The sequence below is a fragment of the Bradyrhizobium sp. 27S5 genome (genome assembly GCF_037217225.1).
Classification (GTDB): Bacteria; Pseudomonadota; Alphaproteobacteria; order Rhizobiales; family Xanthobacteraceae; genus Bradyrhizobium; species Bradyrhizobium septentrionale.
On sequence record NZ_CP147714.1, the window covers coordinates 4,847,436 to 4,871,745 of the forward strand.

Consider the following 24,310-nt stretch of genomic DNA (forward strand, 5'->3'; position numbering starts at 1 on the left):
GAGTCCACACCCTATTTCTTGTCCGGCGGATTCTCGCGCAGGAAGCGTTCAAGATCGGGCTGCACGGAGTAAGGCTGCGGAACCGGATCGCCCTGGAAGTCGACCTGAAGGTCGAGGCAGCGCCGCAGCATCCGCGCCAGCTCGCTGCGCCGATAGGGTTTTGTCAGCAGTGGAATGCCGTGACCGCCACGGCCCTGTTGGGCCGGCAGCACGCCATCGCTGTAGCCCGAGGTGAACAGCACCCGCAGTGCCGGACGCCCGGCCATCAGCGTATCAGCCAATTGCCGGCCGTTCATGCTGCCGTGCATCACGATGTCGGTGAACAGAAGATCGAACGCAGTGCCACGGTTGACGATCGCGAGCGCGGCGTCCGCATTCGCCGCGACCAGCACCTTGTAACCGAGGCTTTCGAGCTGGCCCGTGACGTAGTCGCGGATCGTGGGGTCGTCCTCGACACACAGGATCGTCTCGTTGCCGCCCTTGACCGGCAGATCGTCCTCCTCGGCCGCGCGCTGCGCGATGCCGTCGGCCTTGGGCAGATAGATCCTGAAGTTGGTGCCGCGCCCCTGCTCGCTCCTGACCTCGATCCCGCCGCCGCTCTGCTTGACGAAGCCGAACACCATGCTGAGCCCGAGCCCGGTGCCCTGCCCGACCTCCTTGGTGGAGAAGAACGGATCGAAGATCTTCTCCAGATGCGACGGCGAAATCCCGACCCCGGTGTCGATCACCTCGATCACGAGATGGTCGCCGGCGCGCTCGACGCCGTGCGCCACCGCCTCGGGAATCCCGAGCTGGATGTTGCGGGTCGCAAAGGTCAGCGTGCCGCCATCAGGCATCGCATCGCGCGCATTGATGGCGAGATTGACCAGCGCCGCGCCGAGCTGACCGCGGTCGACAAAGGCGAGCCAGGCGTCGCGGCCGAGCTCCGTCCTGATCTCGGTCTGCGAACCCAGCGTCTGCGACAATAGCCGCACCACCTCGCCGACCAGGTCGTTGACGTCGGTCTCGGCCGGCTGCAGCGGTTGCTTGCGCGCGAATGCCAGCAGGCTCGAGGTGAGCTGCGCGCCGCGATCGGCGGCATCGCTGATCAGCTTGGCGATCGCGGCAAGCTGCGGGTTGTCCTTGACCCCGTCGGCGAGGATCTCGATCGTGCCGGTGATCACGGTCAGCATGTTGTTGAAGTCGTGCGCGATGCCGCCGGTCAACCGTCCGAGCGATTCCGTCTTCTGCGCCTGGATCAACTGCTCCTCGGCGATCCGGCGCTGGGTGACGTCCCTGACAAAGGAATTGATGATCCACCCGTCGCCGCGGCGCAGCGCATTGAGCGACACCTCGACATAGAACCGGTGGCCGTCGCGGTGCACGGACGCGGTTTCATAGCGCATGCCCATGCCGCCGGCCGCGGTCTCGTGCAGGAAGCGGGTGATCCGCTGCCGGTGCGCGAGGCGAAGCTCCTCCGGAAACACCAGTTCGACCGCGCGGTAACCGACCGCCTCGGACCGCGTCCAGCCGGTCAGCGCCTCGGCCTGGGGGCTCCAGTCGAGAATGATGCCGTCCTGATCGGTCTGGACGAAGGCATCGAGCGCGGTCCTGATGATGGCCTGCGCCATCTGCTCGCCCTCGACCAGGGCCTGGTGCGCCCGCCGTTGCGCGGTGACATCGTGCAGCACGGCGACCGCGCCGCGCAGATTGCCGGCATCGTCGCGCAGCGGCCGCGCATTGGCGACGAGGCAGACCTCCGGATCCGGCGCCTGGGGCCTTACGATCAGCTCGAAATCGTCAACGTCATCGCCGCGCAGCGCGCGCGCCATTGGCGTGTCCGCGATCGGCATCACGGTCGTGCCGTCGGGATAATAGTTCTGGAAGGTGCGAACGCCGGTCAGGGTGTCAAAACCGGGTTCGACACTGTACAGCCGCCGCGCCGCGGCGTTGGCGATCACGACCATCCCGTGCTCATCGGCGACCACCACCGGATCGCGGATGCTCTCGACGGTCTTCTCGAGCAGGTGCTGCCTGCTGCCCAATTGCGCCGACAGTTCGGCAAGCGTGGCGGCGAGCTCGGCGGCCTCGTCGCTGTCGGCTGCGCGTTTCGGAGCCTGCTCGCCGCGCGACGGCGCTTCCGCCGCCCGCACCAGCTGGGCAGGCGTTCCGGACAGCGACCTCGCAATCATCTCAGCAGTCATCAACACCACCACAATCGCGCCGCCGGCGAGCAGAATGCCGGGCCAGGTGACGCCATGGATGAAGCCCAGCGCAAGCAGGAGCGCGACGACGGGAAGCATCATCCCCATCGCCAGACGGCCCGACAAATTCATCACGACCAACTCATCGTGTCGGCTGCACCGTAAAATGGAAAAGGAAAAACGGTATCCGGAAAGGATTGTCGGCGCCGGGGCAATGTCCGGTGGCTAGCGCCTAGCTGCTTAGCCGAGTCCGGGCCGGCGATCCGCCACTTTCGTATCCGTATTAGTACGGAGAAGGAGCGGCTCCGTGCGGCCAAGCTGGAATGCTCGCATTCCAGGACCGCGCCATCCGTCCGCGGCCACTCAACGACGCGCTCGACGCCGGCGTGCCGCCGGGCACACGCCCGCCGGCGTCAACTGCGATGAACGAAGTCAAAGGGTGCTCGCGCCAATCAATGTCGCTCAAACGAATCCAGAGACCTTGGTGTGTTTGAACGGAGCAACCGCGTCGGCAGTGACAGCAGGAGATTTTAAGATTTGGCCAGCGATCGTAAAAGCGATTGCCCGCTTTCCAAGCCGCCGGTCGACTCGTGGTTGAGACAGGGCGATGCACGCCCCGAGCCGTGGCTCAACTCTTTGGTCAATTGGAGAGTGGGACCGACGTGAAGGAAACCGACGTGAAGGTAACCGACGTGAGGTCCTGGGACTTGTTCGCTTGGGGCAAGCAGCCCCTCCGAACATCCGTCTGTGGTAACCCGATTTTGCCAATTACCCGTTGCCACGATGGATATAGACTTCAAGAGCCAGGATTTTGCAGTTCCTTCCTGGGGCTAGGGCCGACGCCGACCGCATGGATTTTAAGCGGGCGGCGTTGTGCTATCGGGGCTCGCGAACATCGCAATCGGGACGGCCGCCGGCGCGTCTTCCGGGGCTAGGGCGGCGGGCGCCGAAGCCGTCCCAATCACAGCGCTCCGATCTGGAACGCAATTTCATTGTATCGGCAAAAGGCGGCAACGGAGATGCCCTCCCGGGTTACCTCAACTTGACAAGTGTCCAATAACCGTCCCCGCGCGACCGGGCTGCGACAAAACAACCCGACGGGCAACTCAGCAAAAGCTGTCAATCCCGCGCAGCCGAAATATTTCGGTTTTACGGAATACCCAACTCAGTGTATGGTTCGCCGGTCTCACCCGATCGAGGGGCGCTTCGCGGTCGTCACGAACGTGGTGTGAGATGCGGTGGACGCCGATTGCGCGACTGACGAGTGCGCATGAGGCGGACGGTGAAGTCGTGTGGTCCTGACGCCCTAGTGGCCGGTGTCCCCTTGCGAAACGCGCAGGCGTTTTTGCGAAGGCGGTGACAAACAAGCCCAGTCTCGCCGGGGAGAGCACGAAGTAAGCCGTAACCCATCGCGCAGGGAAAGCCGGAGTGTTTTCCGGTTACACCTGTGGTCCTACCCCCGAGCTTTCTACCTTTTGCTCGGGGCCCATGGGTGCGATCGGCACCCGGCTTTCCCTGCGCCCTCTGTTCAAGAGAGGGCGGAACGAAGAGCAAAGCTCGGGCAAATCATGTCGCGAGAACGCGAAGCTGCGTCCCCACCCACATCTGTCATCGCCCGGCTCGACCGGGCGATCCAGTACGCCGCGGCCTTTCGGCTCAAGCACTGGCGTCTCTGGAATACTGGATCACCCGCATGCGCGGGTGATGACACCGAATTTGCCCTGGATCGCGGTGAAATCGCCCTACGCCGCCCGCCGCCGTTCGCGCAGCGCGTCGCCGAAGGCTTCGAACAGCGCGCGGTTGATCGGATTGCGCTGCGGATCGTATTCGGCGTGCCACTGCACGCCGAGCGCAAAGCCGGGCGCATCCGCGATGCGGATCGCCTCGATGGTGCCGTCCTCGGCAATGCCCTCGATCACGACCCGCTTGCCCGGCTGAAGGATACCCTGGCCGTGCAGCGAATTGACCCGGATGGTCTCGCGGCCAAGGATCTTTGCGAAGGCGCCCCCTGGCGTCAGTGCGACATCGTGGCGGTCGGCGAACACCACGGTGGGATCGGGGTGGATTTCGCCGTTGTCCAGCCGCGGCATCCGGTGGTTCATGCGGCCTGGAATCTCTCGGATCTCCGGATGCAGCGAGCCGCCGAACGCGACGTTCATCTCCTGCAGGCCGCGGCAGATGCCGAAGATCGGCACGCCGCGCGCCACACAGGCCTCCGACAGCGCGAGCGCGACGTCATCGCGGTGGAGGTCATAGGGTTCGTGCGCGGCACAAGGTTCGGTATTGAAGCGCGTCGGATGGACGTTGGCGCGGGCCCCGGTCAGCACCACGCCGTCGACCACGTCGAGCAAGGCGCCGACGTCGGTGATGTCTGGGCTGGCAGCGAACATCAGCGGCACCGCACCCGACACATCGGCAACCGCGCGAAGGTTGCGCTCCCCGACCATCTGGACTGTGAAACGATTTTCGATGCGATGGGCGTTTCCGATCACGCCGACCACGGGCCGTCTCATTATCTAAGTCTCGCGCAATGATTCTTCTAAGTTTGCGACGTTGCGGAGACGATCATGCCTTCGAGTTCCTGCCGGATCAACTGTCTATATCTGCACAGCGGGGCTTGCAGCTCTGCGCAGACGAGCAACCCGGGGCCCAAATGCGGCCAGTTGCGCCCCGGTGCCGCGGCGCGTCAGCGGCAAACCGGCACGGTCCGCCCAGCTTGATCCCGGCGGGATTTTCGCCAATGACTGCTCCGGACACGTCGCAAAGGGGGAATCACCTGTGACAGACCCGGCTGACAATCGCCTGCAGGCCCGCAACGACATGGCGTGGGCGATCGCCGTCGGAGGCATCGGCGCCGTGCTGTTCGCCGCGCTGCTGATGTTCGCCTGGCATTTCGCCGCGACCTTGTTCCTGCTGTTCGCCGGCATGCTGCTCGGCGTCGGCCTGAACGCGATGGCCGCCCTGCTCGGCCGGCTGACCGGGCTGCCTCACGCGTTGCGGCTTGCGATCGTCTGCCTGGCGATGGCCGGACTATTGTCCGGCATCGTGTTCCTCGGCGGTACCACGATCGCGCAGCAGGCAACCGTGCTGAGCAACACGATCAAATCGCAGCTCGGCAGCGTCAAGGAATTCCTCGAGCAGCATGGCGTCGACACCAGCTATCTCGATTTCACCAATGCGGCAGGCGAAGCGAAACCCGACGGCACCGGCGTGGCGACGACGACAACGGCGCCCGCAACCTCGCAGTCGCACGGCATCCCCGGGGCCGGCGCGCTGGCCTCGAGCGGCGGCGCCATCATCAGCCAGACGCTGAAGGTGCTGCTCGGCACCGTCAGCGTCGTCGGCAATTTCTTCATCGTGCTGTTTCTAGGCCTCGCCTTCGCGGCCCAGCCCAGCATCTACCGCGCCGGGCTGTTGTTCATCGCGCCGGCCAAATACCGCGCGCAGGCCACCATCATCGTCGACCGCATCGGAGAGACGCTGGAGCGCTGGCTGATCGCGCAGATCATCACCATGGCGGCGGTGTTCCTCGTCACCTGGATCGGGCTTGCCATCATCGGCATTCCGAGCTCGTTCATTCTCGGCATCCAGGCCGGGCTGCTGGCCTTCATCCCAACCGTCGGCGCGATCATCGCCGGACTGATCGTGGTGCTGGCAAGCCTCGCCTCGGGATGGATCGCCGCGCTGAGCGCGTTCATCCTGTTCCTTGGCGTGCACGCGCTGGAGAGTTACGTGATCACGCCGATCGTGCAGCGGCAGGCGCTCGACATCCCGCCGGCGACGCTGTTCGCGTTCCAGATCCTGCTCGGCGTCGTGTTCGGCATCTGGGGGCTGGCCTTGGCGCTGCCGCTGATGGCGATCGCCAAGGTGATGATCGACCATTTCAAGGCAGAGGATCAGGCGCCTGCGCAGGTCGCGTAAAATTAGACCGTTTTCGAGCGAAGTGAACACCGGTTCGCGTGAAGAAAACGCGTCAAGACAAGAATCCCTTGCCTTAGCTGGTCAGCACCGTCTCGGTGTGCTCGACCTCGGGCGCCGCCGCGAAATAGGGGCCGACCAGCGCGCGCCAGGCGGTGAAATCCTCGGAGCCGCGGAAATCGACGGTGTGGTTCTCCAGCGTCTCCCACTTCGCCACCAGCCGGTAGCGCGACGGCTTCTCGATCGAGCGGTGCAGCTCAAACCCCTTGCCGCCCTTGGCGCGCAGGAACAGCGGGCGCGCCTTGGCCACCGCGGCCTCAAAATCCTTCTCGCTGCCGGGCTTGACGTCGATCTGTGCGATTTCGGTGATCATTGGGCTGTCGCCTCCCTTGATTGGTTTCCCTTGGGAAAGGCCCCGTCTCTAGCCCAGCCGGCGAAAAAGCAAAAGGCGCCCCGCCCGGGGCGCCTCCTCTGTCGATCCTGCGGCGGTTCAGTTGAACAGCAATACGGTACCGGCAACGATCAGCATCGCGCCAAGCAGCATCACGACCGGCCAGCGGCTTCTGGGCTGTTGGTATCGGCCCTGCGCGCGCCGTTCGGCGATCAGCGCGGTCTCATATTCATCGGAGTTCGAGAACAGGCAGGCGAAGCCGCTGCGCGCCGAAACCGCGTCGGCTTCGAGCGACATCAGGGCTGACTGGGGATTGCGGGTGCGGATCGACTCCATGCCCGAAAGCATGGGATCGAATGGTTAACCGGTCGTTACCGCGCTCATGTCCGCACCGTCGCCGGCTTCTGCCGCGCCGCTGCGGGCAGGCCCGCGGTCTTGCGCCGCCAGTTCTCCAGCGACAGCGGCAACTCCTCCGCCGCCTCGACGCGGTTGCGGCCGCCGCGCTTGGCCTGGTAGAGCGCGGTGTCGGCCGAGGCCAGCAGCACCTCGAGCTCGGTGCCGGCGGGGCCGCCGGCCACGCCGATGCTGACCGTGGTATCGACCGGACCTTCCTCGCAGGCGATATTGCTGTTCTCGAAGGCCTCGCGCACGCGCTCGGCGACCAGCACGCCCTCCTCCAGCGAACACGGCAGCAGCGCCGCGAATTCCTCGCCGCCGATCCGGCCCGACAGATCGCTGATCCTGAGACTGTTGACCACGACGGCGGAGAACAGTTTGAGGATCTCGTCGCCGGCGGGATGGCCGAAGCGGTCGTTGATCGACTTGAAATGATCGATGTCGAAGATCATCACCGTGACCGGGCGGCCGGCATTGGCCTCGCGCTCGATCACCCGCGTGCAGGCCTCGGTGAAGCCGCGGCGGTTGAGCATGCCGCTCAACGGATCGACCGACGCGGCGGTCTTGTGCACGGCCACCGCGCGGTCCGACACCATCATGAAGATCACGAACACCGTGCCGATCGCGTACAGCACGAGTTCGATCGAGAACAGCGTGACCCAGAAGCTGCTGACGTAGTTCTGGCCGTTGAATCGCAGCAGGTCGCCGACCAGGATCGGCAGCATCAGCACGCAGCCGTGCGCGACCGGGATCACGATCGCAAGCCAGCGCCGCTTCAGCACGCGGCGGCGCTCGCTCCAGAGCTCGGAGGCGGTCAGCGCCGCGTAGATCGCGACGATCCCGGCGCCGATCGTCAGGCGCAGCGCGTGATCCTCCACCGTCATCGCAGCACCGATCCACGCGATCGGGCCGAGCACGAGGCCCGGCAGGTTGGCCTTGCGGCCGTGGAAGATCCGCGCGGCATTCCAGACCATGCCGCAGGCCGCGAAGCCGATCGCATTCAGCCCCATCAGGACCATGGCGTCGAGCGTCGAACTGCCGACCGTCCAGAGTGCGACCGAGGCCGCGCCGAGCAGATAGGCGGTGCCCCACCATTTCAGCGCGGGAATGTTCTCCTGCCTGCCGAACAGCCACAGCATGGCGCCGAGCATGCCCGCAACCATGGTGGCGAACAAATAAAGTGTCGATGGATCGAACGACATAACTCACCCCAGCCCGGTGTGATGCAACGTTCGCAGGCGCAAATAAAAGGTGATGCAGCGCCAGTGCGAGCCCGCACGCTAGAAGGCCCGAGTTCCAATTTCGTTTGCACGCACACGCAAGTTTTCATGAAAAACTGCGCTAATTCGCGTCGAAGCTGGCTTCGTTGGACACAGCAAAAAGGGCGCCTCTCGGCGCCCTCTGCAACTCGATGCTCACGGCATTTGCCGCGAATTTTAGGACTCGAATTAGCGCTTCGAGAACTGGAAGGACTTGCGGGCCTTCGCCTTGCCGTATTTCTTGCGCTCGACCGTGCGGCTGTCGCGGGTCAGGAAGCCGCCCTTCTTGAGGACGCCGCGCAGCTCAGGCTCGAAATTGGTCAGCGCCTTCGAGATGCCGTGGCGGACAGCACCGGCCTGGCCGGACAGACCGCCGCCGGCGACGGTGCAGATCACGTCGTACTGACCGTTACGGGCGGCAGCGACCAGCGGCTGCTGGATCATCATGCGCAGCACCGGACGGGCGAAGTAGATTTCGATGTCGCGGGTGTTGACCGAGATCTTGCCGGCACCCGGCTTGATCCAGACGCGGGCGACGGCGTCCTTGCGCTTGCCGGTGGCGTAGGCGCGGTTGAACTTGTCGACCTTCTTGACATACTTCGGCGCGTCGGGCGCGGCCGGCTTGACCTGCGAGAGCTGGTCGAGGGACTGCAACGTTTCGGACATTTATGCGGCCCTCGTGTTCTTGCGATTCAGGGAAGCGATATCGACCTTCTCGGGGCTCTGGGCCTCATGCGGATGCTCGGCACCCGGATAGACGCGCAGATTGCTCATCTGCATGCGGCCGAGCGGACCGCGCGGGATCATGCGCTCGATCGCCTTCTCGACGACGCGCTCGGGGAAGCGACCCTCGAGGATCTGCTTCGCGGTGCGCTCCTTGATGCCACCGATGAAGCCGGTGTGCTTGTAGTACGTCTTCTGGTCGCGCTTGCGGCCGGTCAGCACCACATGCGCGGCGTTGACGATGATGACGTTGTCGCCGCAGTCGACGTGCGGGGTGTAGGTGGGCAGGTGTTTGCCGCGCAGGCGCATCGCGACGAGCGTGGCGAGACGACCGACGACCAGACCCTTGGCGTCGATCACGACCCACTTCTTCGTCACTTCGGCGGGCTTGGCCGAGAACGTGCTCATGTGTGAAATCCGTGAAAAGCAAATCGGCGCCGAATGCGCCGAACTGGGCGGCTTTCTAGAGAAGCCGCGGCCGCGCGTCAACGCCGACATGACATAATTACATCAGCAAAAACAACGGCTTGTAAATATGGTGCAATAATACCGCGAAAAAGCCTATTGATTTGGAATGGAATAGGTCGCGGTGACATGGGCGATCGGATCGGGCGAAGTACCGGACAGCAGGTTCACCTCGCCGACCGCAAGCCGCTTGCCGAGCTTGAGCAGCTTGGCCACCGCGAGCACGTCCTGGCCCGGCTGGCCCTTGCGCAGGAAGTTGATGTTGAGGTTGGTGGTGACGGCAAGGCCGATCGGCCCGATTGCCGAAAGCAGCACCACATACATGGCAAAATCCGCCAGTCCCATCAGGGTCGGGCCGGACACCGTGCCGCCGGGCCGCAGCATCCGCTCGCTGAAGCGCTGGCGCAGCAGGGCCGTCTCGCCGTCGGCGCTTTCGATCCTGATGTCGTCGTGGGTGAACGCCTGCGGAAATTCCTTGCGCAGGAACTCCTCCAGCTCAGCCACGCTCATTTTCGCAATCGCCATGCGGTCCCTGCCCTCGCTTCAGCCTGCCTGTTACATTAAGTTGTCACAGAGACCAAAGTGGAATTTCACCATGTCCGCCCAAGCCGCCCGCGCCGAAGCGCCGCAACATCAGCCAATCCTGCTGCGCGAGACCGTCGGCAGTATCGCGCTACTGACGCTCAACCGCCCCGCGGCGCGCAACAGCCTCTCCGAAGGCCTGATCCGCGAGGTGCACGCTGCGCTGAATGATATCCGCGACGACAAAGCCATCCGCGGGGTCGTGCTCGCAGCCAACGGCCCGGCCTACTCCGCCGGCCACGACATGAAGGAACTGACCGCGCGCCGCAGCGATGCCGACCGCGGCCGCGCCTATTTCGCCGAGATCATGAACGCATGCAGCGCGATGATGCAGGCCATCGTGCACCTGCCGAAGCCGGTTGTCGCCGCCGTGCAGGGCGTCGCGACAGCGGCCGGCTGCCAGCTTGTCGCCAGCTGCGACCTCGCAATTGCATCCGAGGCCGCGACGTTTGCGACGCCCGGCGTCGACATCGGGTTGTTCTGCTCGACGCCGATGGTGGCGCTGTCGCGCAACGTGCCGCGCAAGCAGGCGATGGAGATGCTGCTCACCGGCGAGCCGATCTCGGCGGCAACGGCGCAGAGCATCGGCCTGATCAACCGCGTGGTATCAGCAGGCTCTGAGCGCGACGCCGCGATCGCGCTGGCCGAGAAGGTCGCGCTGAAATCGGCTTACACCGTCAAGCTCGGCAAGGAGGCGTTCTATCGCCAGGCCGAGATGAGCCTTGCCGACGCTTATCGCTTCGCGGCCGAGGTGATGACCGAAAACATGATGGCGCGCGACGCCGAGGAAGGCATCGGCGCCTTCATCGAGAAGCGCCATCCGAAGTGGCAGGATAAGTAAGACCGAAATGAATCACGACGCCTACGACGACAACTACATCCGCAGCATCCTGAACAGCGTGAAGTCGATCGCGATGGTCGGCGCCTCGCCGGTCAACGTGCGGCCGAGCTATTTTGCCTTCAAATATCTGGCGCAGCGCGGCTACGACATGATCCCGGTCAATCCCGGCCATGTCGGCAAGTCGCTGATGGGCAAGCCGTTCGTCGCTTCGCTTGCGGACATCGGTCGCCCGATCGACATGATCGACATCTTCCGCAATTCGAGCCACATCATGCCCGTCGTCGACGAGGCGCTGAAACTGTCGCCGCCGCCGAAGGTGATCTGGATGCAGCTTGGCGCACGCGACGATGCCGCCGCCGAGAAGGCGGAAGCCGCGGGCCTCAAGGTGGTGATGAATCGCTGCCCGAAGATCGAGTATGGCCGGCTGTCATCCGAGATATCCTGGATGGGCGTCAACTCGCGCACGCTCAGTTCCAAGCGCGCGCCGATCCCGACGCAGGGCATGCGGCTGTCGCTCAACCGCACGAGTTTTGGCGGCGGCCAGACCGCGGCATCCGACCGCGCGGCGAAGAACAAGACCGAGACGAGCTGACATCGCAGCGGAATATTCCTTCCGATTGACCGGTATAGCGTGGGATGCCCCTCCCAAAACTGGCGGCGTACCCAACTCGCTTGACGGCGGGCGCCGCCGCCATCAGCATGCCGCGCGTTTCGACCAGGCCACAACAGGACAAAAAAGAATGACCGATCGCGTTCCGGGATTTTCCACCCTCGCCGTGCACGCCGGCGCACAGCCTGATCCCACCACCGGCGCGCGGGCGACGCCGATTTACCAGACCACGTCATTCGTTTTCAACGACGCCGACCACGCCGCCTCGCTGTTCGGCCTGCAGGCGTTCGGCAACATCTATACCCGCATCGGCAACCCGACCAACGCGGTGCTCGAGGAACGCGTCGCAGCGCTGGAGGGCGGCACCGCGGCACTCGCGGTTGCCTCCGGCCACGCCGCGCAGCTCGTCGTGCTGCAGCAGCTGCTCCGGCCCGGCGACGAGATCATTGCGGCGCGCAAGCTCTATGGCGGCTCGATCAACCAGTTCACCCACGCCTTCAAGGCGTTCGGCTGGAACGTGGCCTGGGCCGATCCCGACGAGATCGAAAGCTTCGAGCGCGCGGTGACGCCGCACACCAAGGCGATATTCATCGAGTCGATCGCCAACCCCGCCGGCAGCATCACCGATATCGAGGCGATCGCGGCCGTTGCGCGCAAGGCCGGCGTGCCGCTGATCGTCGACAACACGCTGGCCTCGCCCTATCTGATCAAGCCGATCGATCACGGCGCCGACATCGTTGTGCACTCGCTGACAAAATTCCTCGGCGGTCACGGCAATTCGCTCGGCGGCATCATCGTCGACGCCGGCACCTTCGACTGGTCGAAGGACAACAAATATCCGATGCTGAGCGAGCCGCGCCCGGAATATCACGGCATCCGGATCCAGGAGACCTTTGGCAATTTCGCCTTCGCGATCGCCTGCCGGGTGCTCGGGCTGCGCGACCTCGGCCCTGCGCTGTCGCCGTTCAACGCCTTCATGATCCTCACCGGCATCGAGACGCTGCCGCTGCGCATGCAGAAGCACTGCGATAACGCCAAGGCAGTGGCGGAATTCCTCTCCACTCATCCGGCCGTGTCGGCGGTGAACTACGCCGGTCTGCCCGGCGACAGGTACAACGCCCTGCAGCGCAAATACGCGCCGAAGGGCGCCGGCGCGGTGTTCACCTTCAGCCTCAAGGGCGGCTATGACGCCGGCGTCAATCTGGTGTCGAACCTGAAACTGTTCTCGCATCTCGCCAATGTCGGCGACACCCGCTCGCTGGTGATCCACCCGGCCTCCACCACCCACAGCCAGCTCGACGACGCCGCCAAGGTGAAGTCGGGCGCGGCACCCGACGTGGTCCGGCTCTCGATCGGCATCGAGGACAAGGAAGACCTGATTGCGGACCTGGACGAGGCCCTGCGCGCCTGATCCCGCGCTTGTTCCGGAGCGGTGCACCGCATCGCTCCAGTAACCTTGCCTAAAACGACGGGTCTCTTGTTAACGCTCAATCCGGCATAAAGTGGCAGTGATAGGCTCCGGATGATTCGGGAGACCATTGATGCTGCGCTGGATATTGCCGCTCGCGATCGCGCTGTTTGCGATCTCGCCTGCTGACGCCGCCGACGGCCCTGTCGCCACCAAACGCGCCACCGTGAAGGCCGCGCGCCAGCTGCCGGCTGGCCTGCCGCGCCGGAACTATGCCTACCGCACCACCATCACGCCGCCGACCTATGTGCGGCGCGGGCGCCAGCTCGTGGTGGTCGAGCCTGAGGTGATCCCGCTGAACGCCGAGCCCTACATCCCATACGTGGTGGGTGAACCGCTGCTGCCCGGATCGTCGTCACTGCCCGGCTATTACGGCAACTGGCATTCCTACAACTATTTCGGCCCCTATTACGGCGGCGCCTATGTGACCTACTGGGACCGCCTGCCCTACGCCTGCGGCGTCTACGGCTACTGCTAGCGCGGGACGAGCGTGGCCAGATCGCCGCAGAAAACCAGCGCACCGGCTTCGGGGAACGCGATCACCGCCGATCTCGTCGCGGTGCTGGTCGCCGTCACCGACGGCACGCCCAAGATCGTGACCATCGCCGGCGGTGCCGCGCTGCCGAGCGGCCCGTTCGAGTTCACCCACCGCTCGCTGCAGACCGCGTTGCGGGCCTGGGTCGAGGCCCAGACCGGCCACCCGCTCGGCTATGTCGAGCAGCTCTACACTTTCGCCGACCGCGGCCGGTCCGGCGACGCCAGGTCGCCGCACAGCGTTTCGATCAGCTATCTCGGCCTGACCCGCGAGGACAAGGTCGGCGAAGGTTTCGAGGCGCACTGGTCCGGCTGGTACGACTACTTTCCCTGGGAGGATCATCGCGCCGGCGCGCCGGCGTTCGTTGCCAAACTGATTGCGCCGAAACTGAAAGCGTGGGCGAAAGCGGCGCCGTCACCGACGCTGCAGCGCGAGCGCTGGCAGCGCTGCGCCATCACCTTCGGCCTCGATGACCGCGACTGGAACGAAGAGCTCGTGCTGCAGCGCTACGAACTGCTCTACGAGGCCGGACTGATCCCGGAGGCCGGCCGCGCGCAAGCCCGCGAGGCATTGCTCATACCAGGAAAACCGATGACGGCGGATCATCGCCGCATTCTCGCGACCGGCATCGCGCGGCTGCGCGCCAAAATCAAATACCGCCCTGTGGTATTCGAGCTGATGCCGGCCGAGTTCACCCTGCTGCAACTGCAACGCAGTGTTGAGGCACTCGCAGGCCGGCTGGTCCACAAGCAGAACTTCCGCCGGCTCATCGAGCAGCAGGAACTCGTTGAAGAGACTGGCGCAATGGCCGCCGATACGGTCGGACGGCCGGCCAAGCTGTTCCGCTTCCGCCATGCCGTGCTGGCCGAACGGGCCGTCGCCGGCACCAAGCTGCCGCTTTCGCGCACTTGACACGCCTTATGCTCAGGATAAGTATAAGCCATCTTATGCTCACGGAGAGTATAAATGGTTGCACTCGATACCGATCTGCTCGCCCGCACTGCACCGCTCTATGAGCGCGTCAAGCGCGTCATCCCGCCGTTCGAATGGGCCACTTTCGCCGAGGACGTCGATGCGATCCTCACGCTGAAACGCCGCCGCAATGCGGTGGTGCTGGCGCACAATTACCAGACACCGGAAATCTTCCACGGCGTCGCCGATATCGTCGGCGACAGCCTCCTGCTCGCGCGCGAGGCGACCAAGGTCGACGCCGATGTCATCGTGCTCGCCGGCGTGCACTTCATGGCCGAGACGGCAAAGCTGCTCAATCCGGCCAAGACCGTGCTGATCCCCGACCTGAAGGCCGGCTGCTCGCTGGCGGATTCCATCACGCCGGCTGACGTGCGGCTGATGCGCGCGCGCTATCCAGACGCGCCCGTCGTCGCCTATGTCAACACCTCGACCGCGGTGAAGGCGGAGTCCGATATCTGCTGCACCTCGGGCAACGCGCTGAAGGTGGTGGAATCGCTCGGCGCCGAGCGCGTCATCATGCTGCCGGATGAATATCTGGCGCAGAACATCGCGAAACAGACCAGCAAGAAGATCATCGCCTGGAAAGGCCATTGCGAGGTGCACGAGCTGTTCACCGCCGACGACGTGCGCCAGCTGCGTGAAAATCACCCCGACGTCACCATCCTGGCGCATCCGGAATGCCCGCCCGAAGTCGTCGCCGAAGCTGACTTTTCGGGATCGACGGCAGCGATGCAGTCGTTCGTCGAGACCAAGCGACCGCCCCGCGTCGTGCTGCTGACGGAGTGCTCGATGAGCGACAACATCGCGGCGCGCAATCCGGATATCGACTTCGTCCGCCCCTGCAATCTCTGCCCGCACATGAAGCGGATCACGCTGAAGAACATCCGCCACGCACTGGAGACCAATCAGCACGAGGTCACGATCGACCCCGCGATCGCCGATCGTGCGCGCAGGAGTGTCGAAAGGATGCTGGCGATATGAGCACCGACATTTCCGATCTCGACGGCCGCCCGGTCATCATCGGCGGCGGCGCCGCGGGGCTGATGACCGCGCTTCAGCTCGCGCCCGAGCCGGTCGTGCTGCTGTCGAAATCGCCGCTCGGCGCGGAAGCCTCCAGCATGTGGGCGCAGGGCGGCCTCGCAGCGCCGGTCGGCGCAGACGACACCCCTGCCCTGCATCTGGCCGATACGCTTGCAGCCGGTGCCGGCCTCTGCGATGCGGCCGCAGCGTCCCGGATCGTTCATGCCGCACCCTCCGCCGTTGAGCACCTTGCCGAACTCGGCGTCGCATTCGACCGGCGCGCCGACGGCAGCTGGCGCCTCGGGCTCGAGGCCGCGCACGGCCGCAACCGCATCGTGCACGCCACCGGCGACGGCACCGGCCGCGAGATCATGCGCGCGCTGATTTCAGCGGTCCGCCGGACGCCATCGATCACGCTGCTTGAAGGCGTCGAGGCGCGCCGGCTGCTGGTCGAGGACAATGCGCTCAGGGGCGTGCTTGCAGCCAACGCAAGCGGCGCGCTGACGATCGTCACCAATCGCGTGGTGATTGCGACCGGCGGCATTGGCGGGCTGTTCGCCGACAGCACCAATCCGGGCGGATGCTTCGGTCAGGGGCTCGCGCTCGCGGCACATGCCGGCGCAACACTCTCGGATATCGAATTCGTCCAGTTTCATCCGACCGCCTTCGATGGGCCGTCACGGCCGATGCCGCTGTTAACCGAGGCGATCCGCGGCGACGGCGCAGTGCTGATCGACGAGACCGGGCAGCGCTTCATGGCCGACCAGCCCGGCGCCGAGCTCGCGCCACGCGACATCGTCGCGCGCGCGGTCTGGCGCCATCGTGCTGCAGGACATCGCACCTTCCTCGATGCGCGCAAACATCCGGGCGCGGACTTTGCCCAGCGCTATCCCGTGATCAGTGTGTTCTGCAAGATGGCCGGCATCGATCCGGCCTGCGATCCGATCCCGATCCGGCCGGCGGTGCACTATCACATGGGCGGCATCGCGGTGGACGGTCATGGCCGCAGCACGGTGCAGGGTCTGTGGGCCTGCGGTGAAGCCGCGCGTACCGGACTGCACGGCGCCAACCGGCTCGCCAGCAACTCGCTGATGGAAGCGATCGTCTGCGCGCGCTGGGTCGCCGAAAGCATCGAAGGCGTGAGCGCGGGTCCGCGCGCGATGCTGCGCGACGAGGCGTTGCCGCCTGCCTCCGATCCCTCCGCCGTGCGGCCGATCCTCTCCCAGGGGCTCGGCGTGCTGCGCGACCACGACGGCATCGCACGCACGATCCGCGGCCTCACTCCGCTCGCGCGCGGTCAGAGTGCGGCATCCGACGCAGCGCTGGTCGGATTGATGATCGCGGTTGCCGCGATCCGACGCGAGGAAAGCCGTGGCGGTCATTTCCGCACCGATTTCCCGCACACCGCTTTGTCGGCGGCTCCGTCGTCCCTCACCCGTGACGAGGCGCTCGCCGCCGCGCGCGACATCGTCGAGTCCAAGCTGCCAGCCAGGAGTGCCCGCTCATGACCCTCAATTCCCTGTTGCCGCTGATCTACGAGCCGATCGTGCAGACCGCCCTGCGCGAGGACCTCGGCCGTGCGGGCGATATCACGGCAGATGCGATCGTACCGGCCACCCAGCAGGCGCGGCTGGTGATGCGGGCGCGGCAGCCCGGCGTGATCGCGGGGCTCGACGTGGCCCGCACCGCGTTCCAGACGGTGTCGCCTTCCATCACGCTGCGCGCCGAGCGGCCCGACGGCAGCGCGGTCGAACCCGACCAGGTCATCGCGATCATCGACGGCCCGGCCCGCAGCCTGCTCACCGCGGAACGAACCGCGCTCAACTTCCTCTGCCATCTGAGCGGCGTCGCGACCGCAACGGCGACGCTGGTCAAGGCGGTCGCAGGCACGCGCGCGCAAATCGTCTGCACCCGCAAGACCACGCCGGGACTGCGTGCGCTCGAGAAATATGCGGTGCGCGCCGGCGGCGGCGGCAATCACCGCTTCGGGCTCGATGATGCCGTGCTGATCAAGGACAACCACATTGCGCTTGCCGGCGGCATCCGCACCGCGATCGAGCGCGCCAAGGCCAATGCCGGTCATCTCGTCAAGATCGAGGTCGAGGTCGACACGCTGTCGCAGCTCGAGGAGGCGCTGGCGCTCGGCGTCGACGCGGTCCTGCTCGACAACATGACGACGGAGCAACTCAGCCAGGCGGTTCAGATGGCGCGCGGCAAGGCGATCACCGAGGCCTCCGGCCGCATCACCGCAGCGACCGCCGCGGCGATTGCCGCGACCGGCGTCGATTTGATCTCGGTCGGCTGGGTGACCCACAGCTCGGCCGCGCTCGATATCGGGCTCGACTATCTCTCTTGATGGATCAGAGAGGTTGAAGGATCAACCGGGTTGAGGAATCAACCGGCCTGGCCGACCGGAACAAGGGTCGGCTGGTCCCGCTCGGTCCGGCGCACCGCGAAGCGCTCGGCCTGCAGCACCGCGAGCGTCAGCACGACGATCGCGACCGCCTGGTGCGTCAACGCCAGATCAATCGGCACCTGATGCAGCAGCGTCAGGATGCCGAGCGTCGCCTGTAGCGTGATCGCCGCAACCAGCCACCAGGCCCCCGCGATCACCGCCCCTCCGGCGCGCGCGCGCACGGCATCGATCGCATGTGCGATCGCCAGCGCGAACAGCAGATAGGCGGTCATGCGGTGCTCGAATTGCACCGTCAGCGTGTTGTCGAACAGGTTGCGCCACCACGGCGTCTCGAACCAGAGACGGTCAGCCGACGGAATCAAGCCGCCGTCGATCTCGGGCCAGGTGTTGTAGACCCTGCCCGCGCGCAGGCCCGCGACCAGCGCGCCGAAATAGAGCTGCACGAAGGTCAGCACCAGCAGCACCGCACTCGTGATCTTCAGCCTGAGCGGCGCGATCACGGACGGACGATCGGTCAACCGCCGCAGCGTCCAGACGATCGCCGCAAAGATCAACAGCGCCAGCACCAGGTGCGTCGCCAGACGATATTGCGACACCTCGAGGCGCTCCGAGAGACCGGACGCGACCATCCACCAGCCGACGCCGCCCTGCAGCGCGCCGAGGCCGAAGATGATCCACAGCCGCCGGCCAAGTTCGCCGCTCACCGCGCCGCGCCACAGGAAATACAGGAACGGCAGCAGATAGGCGGCGCCGATCACCCGACCGAGCAGCCGGTGGCTCCACTCCCACCAGAAGATCGTCTTGAACTGATCAAGCGTCATCCCGGCGTTGAGCTCGCGGTATTGCGGGATGGTCTTGTAGCCCTCGAAGGCCTGCGTCCACTGCGCCTCGGTCAGCGGCGGCAGCGCGCCGGTCACGGGCTTCCATTCGACGATCGACAGGCCAGACTCGGTGAGCCGCGTGGCACCGCCGACCAGCACCATCAGCGCGATCAGGGCAGCGACTGCGAACAGCCAGATCCTGACGGCGCGGAGCTGCGATGTCTTTGCGGGAATGCCGGCCATTTCGCCCTGACTTGATTGGATTTTCGCGCCCCTTATAGTCCGCCTCGCCCGCGGCGCAAGCGCCGCCTGGGGCCTCGTTCCGATACATCGGAGCGAAGCTTCGGAATGTTGTTTTGACGCGTTTTCTTGACGCGAACCGGTGTCCACTTCGCTCGAAAACGCTCTGAATCACGAGTCATACATATCCGCCATGGCCATACGCACCCGCAAATTGCTCGGAACCATCGCCCTGCTGATCCTGGTCGTGGTGTGGTCACTGCTTGGCATGACGATCGCCCAGACGCCATGGCTCGCCAATTCGGGGCTGCTGCAGGCGATCTTCTACGTCGTCGCGGGTCTCGGCTGGGTGCTGCCGGCGATGCCGATCGTCTCCTGGATGTCGCGGCCCGACCGCGCTTAAATGGCGTTTTGATCGCGCGCATGCCGCGTCGGCTGCACCGGCGGAAACATCACGCCCGACAGCAACACCCGCATGATCCGCAGTGAGCGCACCCGGCCGTCCCAGGCGATCCGCGGCAGCGCGTGAAGGTTGGTGCGCCCCTGCGCCTCGACGACACCTGATATGGTCGACACCGCGCTGGCAAAGCCGGCCTCCTCGGCCATCACCACATGCGGACGGCGGAACGAGTCGCGGTCCCCGAACGGAAACGCGAAATGCGGGACCGGCCGCCGCAGCGCGCTCTCGGCCACCGCCTTCCCCATCGCCATCTCGCGCTTTGCGTCGGCGTCGCGGAGGTTCGACAGCACGGAATAGTTCACCGTGGCGCTGCCGAACGTCACGTTTGGATCGGCCGCAAGCTTCGCGAGATCCTGCCAGTCGAGCGAGGTGCTGCGCGACATCTGCGCCGCGTCGGCCGCATAGCGCCGGCCGAGATCATTCACCGCATACGACAAATCCGACGGCGGCAGCTTGCGCAGCCAGCCGGACAGAAAGTCGAACAGCTCATACTTGTCGGACAGCGTCGCGACCCCGAAGTGCCGTTCCCTGCCGTCGATGACAAGGCTGATGCGGCTTTCGCGCGCGATGATGTCCTCGAGCGCCAGCCACCACGCCACGCCGACGCCATCGGGAAACGCCGTCGGCAGATAGAGCGTGAAGGGGACGGCGTGCCGGGCGAGCACCGGATAGGCATGCGTGAGGATGTCTTTGCTGGCGCCGTCGAAAGTCAGGCAGGCAAAGCGCCGGTGCTCCGGCAAGGTCACCGCGCGGCGGCAGGCCTCCTCGATCCCGACGATGTCGTAGCGCCAGCGCTTCAGCGCACGGATCGTGCGATCGAGGAAGGCCGGCGTGACCTCCTGGGACTTCAGCGGCTGGAACCGGCCCCGGCGATTAGGGCGGACGCGCGCGAAGCGCAGGATCACTCCGGCGCCGCCGGCCTCGCGCTCGCGCAGGCGGAAGGCGCCACTGAAATACGCGAGCTCCATCCGGGCCCGTCGCAAAATCCCGTTGTCCGGCGCCAAGATCCCCGCCTCTGTCCGGCGGTTCCCACGCCCCGCCGCGGCATTGTTATTACTCTTTGTTGACATTTCCCTGCGAAGGTCGGCCCCAGCCGAGAACTGTGAATTAATACCTTAAGAAATTTGGGTTCCGAGATGGTCATGGCGGCGGCAATTGAAGGCCAGACGGCGGGGACGCGAACGTGGCCGAACGCAACCCGCGTCGCCGGCGTCGATATCTTTCATGATCTCACGGCGGCCGAGGCGACCTGGCGCAGTCTCGAGACACCGCAGCATTCCTACACCCCATATCAGCGCTTCGATTTCCTCGCCAACTGGCAGCGCCAGGTCGGCGAGCGCGAGGGCCTGCGGCCCTTCATCGTCGTCGCCCATGACAGCGAGCGCCGGCCGCTGCTGCTGTTGCCGCTCGCCATCGAGCAGCGCCTGGGCGCGAATTGCGCGAGCTTCATGGGCGGCAAGCACGCGACCTTCAACATGGCGCTGTGCGAGAAGGATTTCGCCGCCAACGCGACCGAGGCCGACATCACGGCCCTGATCGGCTCGATCGCCGAACGGTCCCGCGCCGATGCGCTGGTGCTGTGCCAGCAGCCGCTGCGCTGGCAGGAGCTGCCGAATCCGCTGGCGCTGCTGCCGCATCAACCCTCGGTCAACGACTGCCCGCTGCTGGTGATCGAGCGCGGCGCGGCACCCGCGACACTGATCAGCAACTCGTTCCGTCGCCGCCTCAAGGGCAAGGAGCGCAAGCTGCAGCCATTGCCGGGCTACCGCTATCACGTCGCGGCCGACAGCGCCGACGTCTGCCGCCTGCTCGACTGGTTCTTCCGCGTCAAGCCGCAGCGCATGGCCGAGCAGAAGCTGCCGAACGTGTTCGCCGAGCCGGGCATCGAGCAGTTCATCCGTACCGCCTGCCTGGCGCCGCGCGCCGACGGCAAGGGCTATGCGATCGACATCCACGCGCTGGAGTGCGACGAGGAAGTGATCGCGATCTTCGCCGGCGTGTCCGACGGCCATCGCTTCTCGATGATGTTCAACACCTACACGATGTCGGCCAATGCCAAGTTCAGCCCCGGCCTGATCCTGATGCGCGACATCATCGATCGCCATGCCGGCCAGGACTACCGCGCCTTCGATCTCGGCATCGGCTCGGACGAGTACAAGCGGCTGTTCTGCAAGGACGACGAAGCGATCGTCGACAGCTTCATTCCGCTCAGCCTGCGCGGCAAGCCGGCGGCCAGCGCATTGTCGGCCATCAATCGCGCCAAGCGCGCGGTGAAGCACAACCCGGCGCTGTTCGAGATCGCCCAGAACCTGCGCAGCATGTTCCGCTGAGGACGGCTGCGGCCGACGTCAGGCGGACGAGCTGTCCGGCGCCTGCCGGCCGCTCTCGACGCCAAGCCGCATCATCGCATCGAACACCAGCATCGCGGCCGGCGACAGCGCGCGCCTGCGCAGCTTGATCAGCCCGTAGCTCTCGAGCATCAGCTGGTCGCGGATGCGCAGCATCTTGAAGCGCTGCGGATCGAGCAGATCGAAGATCAGCAACGGCACCGGCACGATCGCATCGATCCCCGCGGCAATTCCAATCGACGCGGAGAAGGATTCGGTGTTGATCATGCGCTGCGGCGGCGCGATGCCCCGGCTGTAGAACAGCCGCTCTAGCGCCTGGCGCATGAAGGATTCCCGCGGCTGGGAGATCCATTGCAGGTCGACCGTGTCTTCCAGATTGACGCTGTCGAGCGCGGCCAGCGGATGCTCGGCGCGAACCAGCAGGCCGGCCTGCTCGGCGCCGATCTCGTGATAGTCGAACTGCCCGGAATCGACGCCGGCGGGAATTCGCGCAACGACGAAATCCAGCTCGAGCGCGAGAAGCCGCGCAACCAGCGGTGGGCTCGTGCTGACATCGAGCGAAATGTTCACCCGGTGCAATTTCTCGCCGAGATACTGCATGACGTCGACGACGAGGTCGATGCTGGGCTTGGCGACCGTTCCGACAGATACGGTGCCGAGCTCGCCGGACCGGTAACCCGCGAATTCGTCGGTGACCCGGTCAAGGTCGGCCAGCACGCTCCGGCCGCCGCGGATCAGGATCGAGCCGTAGGCCGTCGGCTCGACGCCGCGCGCGGTTCGCTCGAACAACGGAACCCGCGCCACGGCCTCGATCTCGGCCAGCATCTTGGATGCCGCCGACTGGGTGATGTTGAGGCGTTCGGCGGCCAGCTGCAGCTTGCGCTCGCTGTCGAGCGCCACCAGCAGGCGCAACTGGCGCAATTTCAGATTATTGATCACGGCCCGCCACCATCCTGCCCGGCCAGAGCCTTGTCCGTTCCGATCAAATCGGAACGGACAAGGCTCTAGATTCTATTTTGACGCGTTTTCCTGACGCGAACCGGGATCCAGTTCGCTGGAAAACGCTCCAGAGTTCCCGCGTTTATACCGCGGTGCATCATGACAGTTTCGCCGTGGCTCCATTCCCAAATGCCATTAGTCACGCGGCGGTCGATTACACAACAATGAATGCAATACTTGCAAGGGCAAGGCGACGGACCGCTGCGGCTGCACCAGGTGCCGCCCGGACAGCGCGGCCACCGTGCGCCGTATCGAAAAACCAGAAGGGATGGGAACGATGACCGACGATGTCGAGAAGCGCGCGATCGGGAAAATGATGCGGCGGCTGATTCCGTTCCTCATCCTGTGTTACTTCGTGGCCTATCTCGATCGCGTCAATGTCGGCTTTGCCAAGCTGCACATGAACACCGCGCTCGGGCTGAGCGAAGCCGCTTACGGGCTCGGCGCGGGACTGTTCTTCATCGGCTACTTCTTCTTCGAGGTGCCCTCCAACATCCTTCTGGAGCGGTTCGGCGCGCGGCGCTGGATCGCCCGTATCATGATCAGCTGGGGCATCGTCTCCGCGGCATTCGCCTTCATCCCGCAGATGTCCGCGGCCAGCGGCCTGTCGAGCGAGTGGATCTTCTACTTCCTGCGCCTGCTGCTCGGCGCCTGCGAGGCCGGCTTCTTCCCCGGCATCATCTTCTATCTGACGCTCTGGTTCCCGACGGTCTATCGGGCGCGCGTCATCAGCCTGTTCATGCTGGCGATCCCGATCTCCAGCATCATCGGCGCGCCGATCTCGGGCCTGCTGCTCAATGTGTCGGGTGCCGGTCTGGGCGGGTGGCAGTGGCTGTTCATCTTGGAAGCGCTGCCGTCGGTGCTGGTCGGCTTCGCCGTTCTGATCATGCTGCCCGACTTCCCGCGCCAGGCGACTTGGCTGCAACCCGACGAGATCAAGTGGGTCCAGAACACGCTCGAGATCGAGAGGCAGAAGAAGGAGGCGGTGGAGCACATCTCGGTGCTGCAGTCGCTCACCGATTCGCGGGTGCTCGCCTGCGCGCTGGTGTATTTCTGCCTCAACGCCGCAAGCTACGGCGTCGCGTTCTTCCTGCCGACCATCATCAAGGCGTTTGGCGTCACCGACACCCAGACCGGCCTGATCGCCGCCCTGCCCTTCGTGTTCGGCGCGATCGGCATGGTCCTGCTCGGCCGCCATTCCGACAAAACCGGCGAGCGGCGATACCATGTTGCCGGCGCGTTGACGCTGGCCGCAGTCGGCATCGGCCTCGCCGGACTGGTCTCTAGTCCGGTGCTGATCATCGGCCTGCTCTGCATCGCGCAGATCGGCGTTTCGTCGGTGCCGCCGATGTTCTGGCCGATGCCGGCCAGCATCCTGAATGGCGCCTCGGCCGCGGCGGGCATTGCCGCGATCAACTCACTCGGCAATCTCTCAGGCTTCGCCGGCCCGTTCGCGATGGGCTATCTGAAGGACCTGACCGGCGGATTCACCGCAGGCCTGCTGCTGCTTGCGGTCGTCGGACTGATCGGCGCGCTGGTCACGATCCGGCTGCGGATCGATCCGGTGCTCGAACGTTCGATGCGCGAGCCGATGATGGCGCACTAGGTGGTGTGGACTCTAAGGATTCCCTTTTAGGAGCAAATCAGATTCAAGGCTGCTTTT

The 24,310-nt window shown here is 65.3% G+C and carries 23 protein-coding genes; 12 read left to right on the forward strand and 11 right to left on the reverse strand.

The window, feature by feature from the left end:
- Positions 1 to 11: 11 nt before the first annotated feature.
- Together WDM24_RS22670 and WDM24_RS22675 are read right to left on the reverse strand one after the other, a co-directional pair.
- On the reverse strand, positions 12 to 2,315 hold the full coding sequence (locus WDM24_RS22670) for a PAS domain S-box protein (protein ID WP_338832431.1): 2,304 nt from the start codon (positions 2,313 to 2,315) through the stop codon (positions 12 to 14).
- 1,610 nt (positions 2,316 to 3,925) lie between these two features.
- The gene (locus tag WDM24_RS22675) at positions 3,926 to 4,696 is read right to left on the reverse strand and encodes a gamma-glutamyl-gamma-aminobutyrate hydrolase family protein (RefSeq protein ID WP_338826992.1); all 771 of its coding nucleotides are present in this window, start codon (positions 4,694 to 4,696) and stop codon (positions 3,926 to 3,928) included.
- A 265-nt stretch (positions 4,697 to 4,961) separates the two neighbouring features.
- On the opposite strand from WDM24_RS22675, the gene WDM24_RS22680 reads away from it, so the two are divergent.
- Entirely contained in the window at positions 4,962 to 6,104 is a 1,143-nt protein-coding gene (locus WDM24_RS22680) for an AI-2E family transporter (protein ID WP_338826993.1), read from the forward strand.
- A 73-nt stretch (positions 6,105 to 6,177) separates the two neighbouring features.
- Here the strand turns inward: WDM24_RS22680 and WDM24_RS22685 are convergent, their stop codons facing one another.
- The 6 genes from WDM24_RS22685 to WDM24_RS22710 form a co-directional block, all read right to left on the reverse strand.
- Positions 6,178 to 6,474: an antibiotic biosynthesis monooxygenase family protein gene (locus tag WDM24_RS22685; protein ID WP_166294719.1), complete on the reverse strand. Its 297-nt coding sequence runs from the start codon at positions 6,472 to 6,474 to the stop codon at positions 6,178 to 6,180.
- Positions 6,475 to 6,591: 117 nt separating this feature from the next.
- Complete coding sequence (locus tag WDM24_RS22690) at positions 6,592 to 6,828, reverse strand: hypothetical protein (RefSeq protein WP_166294717.1); 237 nt, start codon at positions 6,826 to 6,828, stop codon at positions 6,592 to 6,594.
- A gap of 44 nt (positions 6,829 to 6,872) precedes the next feature.
- Complete coding sequence (locus WDM24_RS22695; RefSeq protein WP_338826994.1) at positions 6,873 to 8,090, reverse strand: GGDEF domain-containing protein; 1,218 nt, start codon at positions 8,088 to 8,090, stop codon at positions 6,873 to 6,875.
- A gap of 246 nt (positions 8,091 to 8,336) precedes the next feature.
- A complete protein-coding gene (gene rpsI, locus WDM24_RS22700; RefSeq protein WP_029082849.1) occupies positions 8,337 to 8,813 on the reverse strand; it encodes a 30S ribosomal protein S9 in 477 nt (158 codons plus the stop codon).
- The gene (rplM, locus tag WDM24_RS22705; protein WP_029082848.1) at positions 8,814 to 9,278 is read right to left on the reverse strand and encodes a 50S ribosomal protein L13; all 465 of its coding nucleotides are present in this window, start codon (positions 9,276 to 9,278) and stop codon (positions 8,814 to 8,816) included. It abuts the gene before it with no gap.
- 153 nt (positions 9,279 to 9,431) lie between these two features.
- Positions 9,432 to 9,860 (reverse strand): PaaI family thioesterase, encoded by a 429-nt coding sequence (locus WDM24_RS22710; protein WP_076857819.1) that lies wholly within the window; start codon positions 9,858 to 9,860, stop codon positions 9,432 to 9,434.
- 70 nt (positions 9,861 to 9,930) lie between these two features.
- On the opposite strand from WDM24_RS22710, the gene WDM24_RS22715 reads away from it, so the two are divergent.
- From WDM24_RS22715 to nadC, 8 genes are all read left to right on the forward strand, one after another.
- A complete protein-coding gene (locus WDM24_RS22715; protein ID WP_338826996.1) occupies positions 9,931 to 10,758 on the forward strand; it encodes an enoyl-CoA hydratase in 828 nt (275 codons plus the stop codon).
- A 7-nt stretch (positions 10,759 to 10,765) separates the two neighbouring features.
- On the forward strand, positions 10,766 to 11,350 hold the full coding sequence (locus tag WDM24_RS22720; protein ID WP_166294712.1) for a CoA-binding protein: 585 nt from the start codon (positions 10,766 to 10,768) through the stop codon (positions 11,348 to 11,350).
- A 148-nt stretch (positions 11,351 to 11,498) separates the two neighbouring features.
- Positions 11,499 to 12,779, forward strand: a complete 1,281-nt coding sequence (locus WDM24_RS22725) for an O-acetylhomoserine aminocarboxypropyltransferase (protein ID WP_166294710.1) — start codon at positions 11,499 to 11,501, stop codon at positions 12,777 to 12,779.
- 130 nt (positions 12,780 to 12,909) lie between these two features.
- Positions 12,910 to 13,314 (forward strand): hypothetical protein, encoded by a 405-nt coding sequence (locus WDM24_RS22730; RefSeq protein WP_338689088.1) that lies wholly within the window; start codon positions 12,910 to 12,912, stop codon positions 13,312 to 13,314.
- Between the two features lie 12 nt (positions 13,315 to 13,326).
- The gene (locus WDM24_RS22735) at positions 13,327 to 14,283 is read left to right on the forward strand and encodes an NUDIX hydrolase (RefSeq protein ID WP_338826998.1); all 957 of its coding nucleotides are present in this window, start codon (positions 13,327 to 13,329) and stop codon (positions 14,281 to 14,283) included.
- Between the two features lie 54 nt (positions 14,284 to 14,337).
- Entirely contained in the window at positions 14,338 to 15,324 is a 987-nt protein-coding gene (gene nadA / locus WDM24_RS22740; RefSeq protein ID WP_338689093.1) for a quinolinate synthase NadA, read from the forward strand.
- On the forward strand, positions 15,321 to 16,871 hold the full coding sequence (locus WDM24_RS22745; RefSeq protein WP_338826999.1) for an L-aspartate oxidase: 1,551 nt from the start codon (positions 15,321 to 15,323) through the stop codon (positions 16,869 to 16,871). Before nadA ends, WDM24_RS22745 begins: the two co-directional genes overlap by 4 nt.
- On the forward strand, positions 16,868 to 17,719 hold the full coding sequence (gene nadC, locus WDM24_RS22750) for a carboxylating nicotinate-nucleotide diphosphorylase (RefSeq protein ID WP_338689097.1): 852 nt from the start codon (positions 16,868 to 16,870) through the stop codon (positions 17,717 to 17,719). Before WDM24_RS22745 ends, nadC begins: the two co-directional genes overlap by 4 nt.
- A gap of 38 nt (positions 17,720 to 17,757) precedes the next feature.
- Here the strand turns inward: nadC and WDM24_RS22755 are convergent, their stop codons facing one another.
- Positions 17,758 to 18,843, reverse strand: a complete 1,086-nt coding sequence (locus tag WDM24_RS22755; protein WP_338689099.1) for a COX15/CtaA family protein — start codon at positions 18,841 to 18,843, stop codon at positions 17,758 to 17,760.
- A gap of 190 nt (positions 18,844 to 19,033) precedes the next feature.
- Between WDM24_RS22755 and WDM24_RS22760 the strand changes: the two genes are divergently transcribed.
- The gene (locus tag WDM24_RS22760) at positions 19,034 to 19,243 is read left to right on the forward strand and encodes a DUF2842 domain-containing protein (protein ID WP_029082837.1); all 210 of its coding nucleotides are present in this window, start codon (positions 19,034 to 19,036) and stop codon (positions 19,241 to 19,243) included.
- Here the strand turns inward: WDM24_RS22760 and WDM24_RS22765 are convergent.
- Positions 19,240 to 20,304 carry a polysaccharide deacetylase gene (locus WDM24_RS22765; protein WP_338827001.1) on the reverse strand — a complete coding sequence of 355 codons (1,065 nt, stop codon included), beginning with the start codon at positions 20,302 to 20,304 and terminating at the stop codon, positions 19,240 to 19,242. The genes WDM24_RS22760 and WDM24_RS22765 overlap by 4 nt on opposite strands.
- A 132-nt stretch (positions 20,305 to 20,436) precedes the next feature.
- On the opposite strand from WDM24_RS22765, the gene WDM24_RS22770 reads away from it, so the two are divergent.
- Positions 20,437 to 21,630: a GNAT family N-acetyltransferase gene (locus WDM24_RS22770; protein ID WP_338827003.1), complete on the forward strand. Its 1,194-nt coding sequence runs from the start codon at positions 20,437 to 20,439 to the stop codon at positions 21,628 to 21,630.
- An 18-nt stretch (positions 21,631 to 21,648) separates the two neighbouring features.
- Here the strand turns inward: WDM24_RS22770 and WDM24_RS22775 are convergent, their stop codons facing one another.
- Entirely contained in the window at positions 21,649 to 22,587 is a 939-nt protein-coding gene (locus tag WDM24_RS22775; protein ID WP_338827004.1) for a LysR family transcriptional regulator, read from the reverse strand.
- A gap of 328 nt (positions 22,588 to 22,915) precedes the next feature.
- Here WDM24_RS22775 and WDM24_RS22780 point away from each other — a divergent pair, with 328 nt between their 5' ends.
- Positions 22,916 to 24,253: an MFS transporter gene (locus WDM24_RS22780; RefSeq protein ID WP_414645620.1), complete on the forward strand. Its 1,338-nt coding sequence runs from the start codon at positions 22,916 to 22,918 to the stop codon at positions 24,251 to 24,253.
- The last annotated feature ends 57 nt before the right edge of the window (positions 24,254 to 24,310 follow it).

Excerpts from the sequence above, each read along its gene's own strand:
- WDM24_RS22670 (WP_338832431.1), bottom strand. The coding sequence starts at position 2,315 with ATGAATTTGTCGGGCCGTCTGGCGATGGGGATGATGCTTCCCGTCGTC.
- WDM24_RS22675 (WP_338826992.1), bottom strand. The coding sequence starts at position 4,696 with ATGAGACGGCCCGTGGTCGGCGTGATCGGAAACGCCCATCGCATCGAA.
- WDM24_RS22685 (WP_166294719.1), bottom strand. The coding sequence starts at position 6,474 with ATGATCACCGAAATCGCACAGATCGACGTCAAGCCCGGCAGCGAGAAG.
- WDM24_RS22690 (WP_166294717.1), bottom strand. The coding sequence starts at position 6,828 with ATGGAGTCGATCCGCACCCGCAATCCCCAGTCAGCCCTGATGTCGCTC.
- WDM24_RS22695 (WP_338826994.1), bottom strand. The coding sequence starts at position 8,090 with ATGTCGTTCGATCCATCGACACTTTATTTGTTCGCCACCATGGTTGCG.
- rpsI (WP_029082849.1), bottom strand. The coding sequence starts at position 8,813 with ATGTCCGAAACGTTGCAGTCCCTCGACCAGCTCTCGCAGGTCAAGCCG.
- rplM (WP_029082848.1), bottom strand. The coding sequence starts at position 9,278 with ATGAGCACGTTCTCGGCCAAGCCCGCCGAAGTGACGAAGAAGTGGGTC.
- WDM24_RS22710 (WP_076857819.1), bottom strand. The coding sequence starts at position 9,860 with ATGGCGATTGCGAAAATGAGCGTGGCTGAGCTGGAGGAGTTCCTGCGC.
- WDM24_RS22715 (WP_338826996.1), top strand. The coding sequence starts at position 9,931 with ATGTCCGCCCAAGCCGCCCGCGCCGAAGCGCCGCAACATCAGCCAATC.
- WDM24_RS22720 (WP_166294712.1), top strand. The coding sequence starts at position 10,766 with ATGAATCACGACGCCTACGACGACAACTACATCCGCAGCATCCTGAAC.
- WDM24_RS22725 (WP_166294710.1), top strand. The coding sequence starts at position 11,499 with ATGACCGATCGCGTTCCGGGATTTTCCACCCTCGCCGTGCACGCCGGC.
- WDM24_RS22730 (WP_338689088.1), top strand. The coding sequence starts at position 12,910 with ATGCTGCGCTGGATATTGCCGCTCGCGATCGCGCTGTTTGCGATCTCG.
- nadA (WP_338689093.1), top strand. The coding sequence starts at position 14,338 with ATGGTTGCACTCGATACCGATCTGCTCGCCCGCACTGCACCGCTCTAT.
- WDM24_RS22745 (WP_338826999.1), top strand. The coding sequence starts at position 15,321 with ATGAGCACCGACATTTCCGATCTCGACGGCCGCCCGGTCATCATCGGC.
- nadC (WP_338689097.1), top strand. The coding sequence starts at position 16,868 with ATGACCCTCAATTCCCTGTTGCCGCTGATCTACGAGCCGATCGTGCAG.
- WDM24_RS22755 (WP_338689099.1), bottom strand. The coding sequence starts at position 18,843 with ATGGCCGGCATTCCCGCAAAGACATCGCAGCTCCGCGCCGTCAGGATC.
- WDM24_RS22760 (WP_029082837.1), top strand. The coding sequence starts at position 19,034 with ATGGCCATACGCACCCGCAAATTGCTCGGAACCATCGCCCTGCTGATC.
- WDM24_RS22770 (WP_338827003.1), top strand. The coding sequence starts at position 20,437 with ATGGTCATGGCGGCGGCAATTGAAGGCCAGACGGCGGGGACGCGAACG.
- WDM24_RS22780 (WP_414645620.1), top strand. The coding sequence starts at position 22,916 with ATGGGAACGATGACCGACGATGTCGAGAAGCGCGCGATCGGGAAAATG.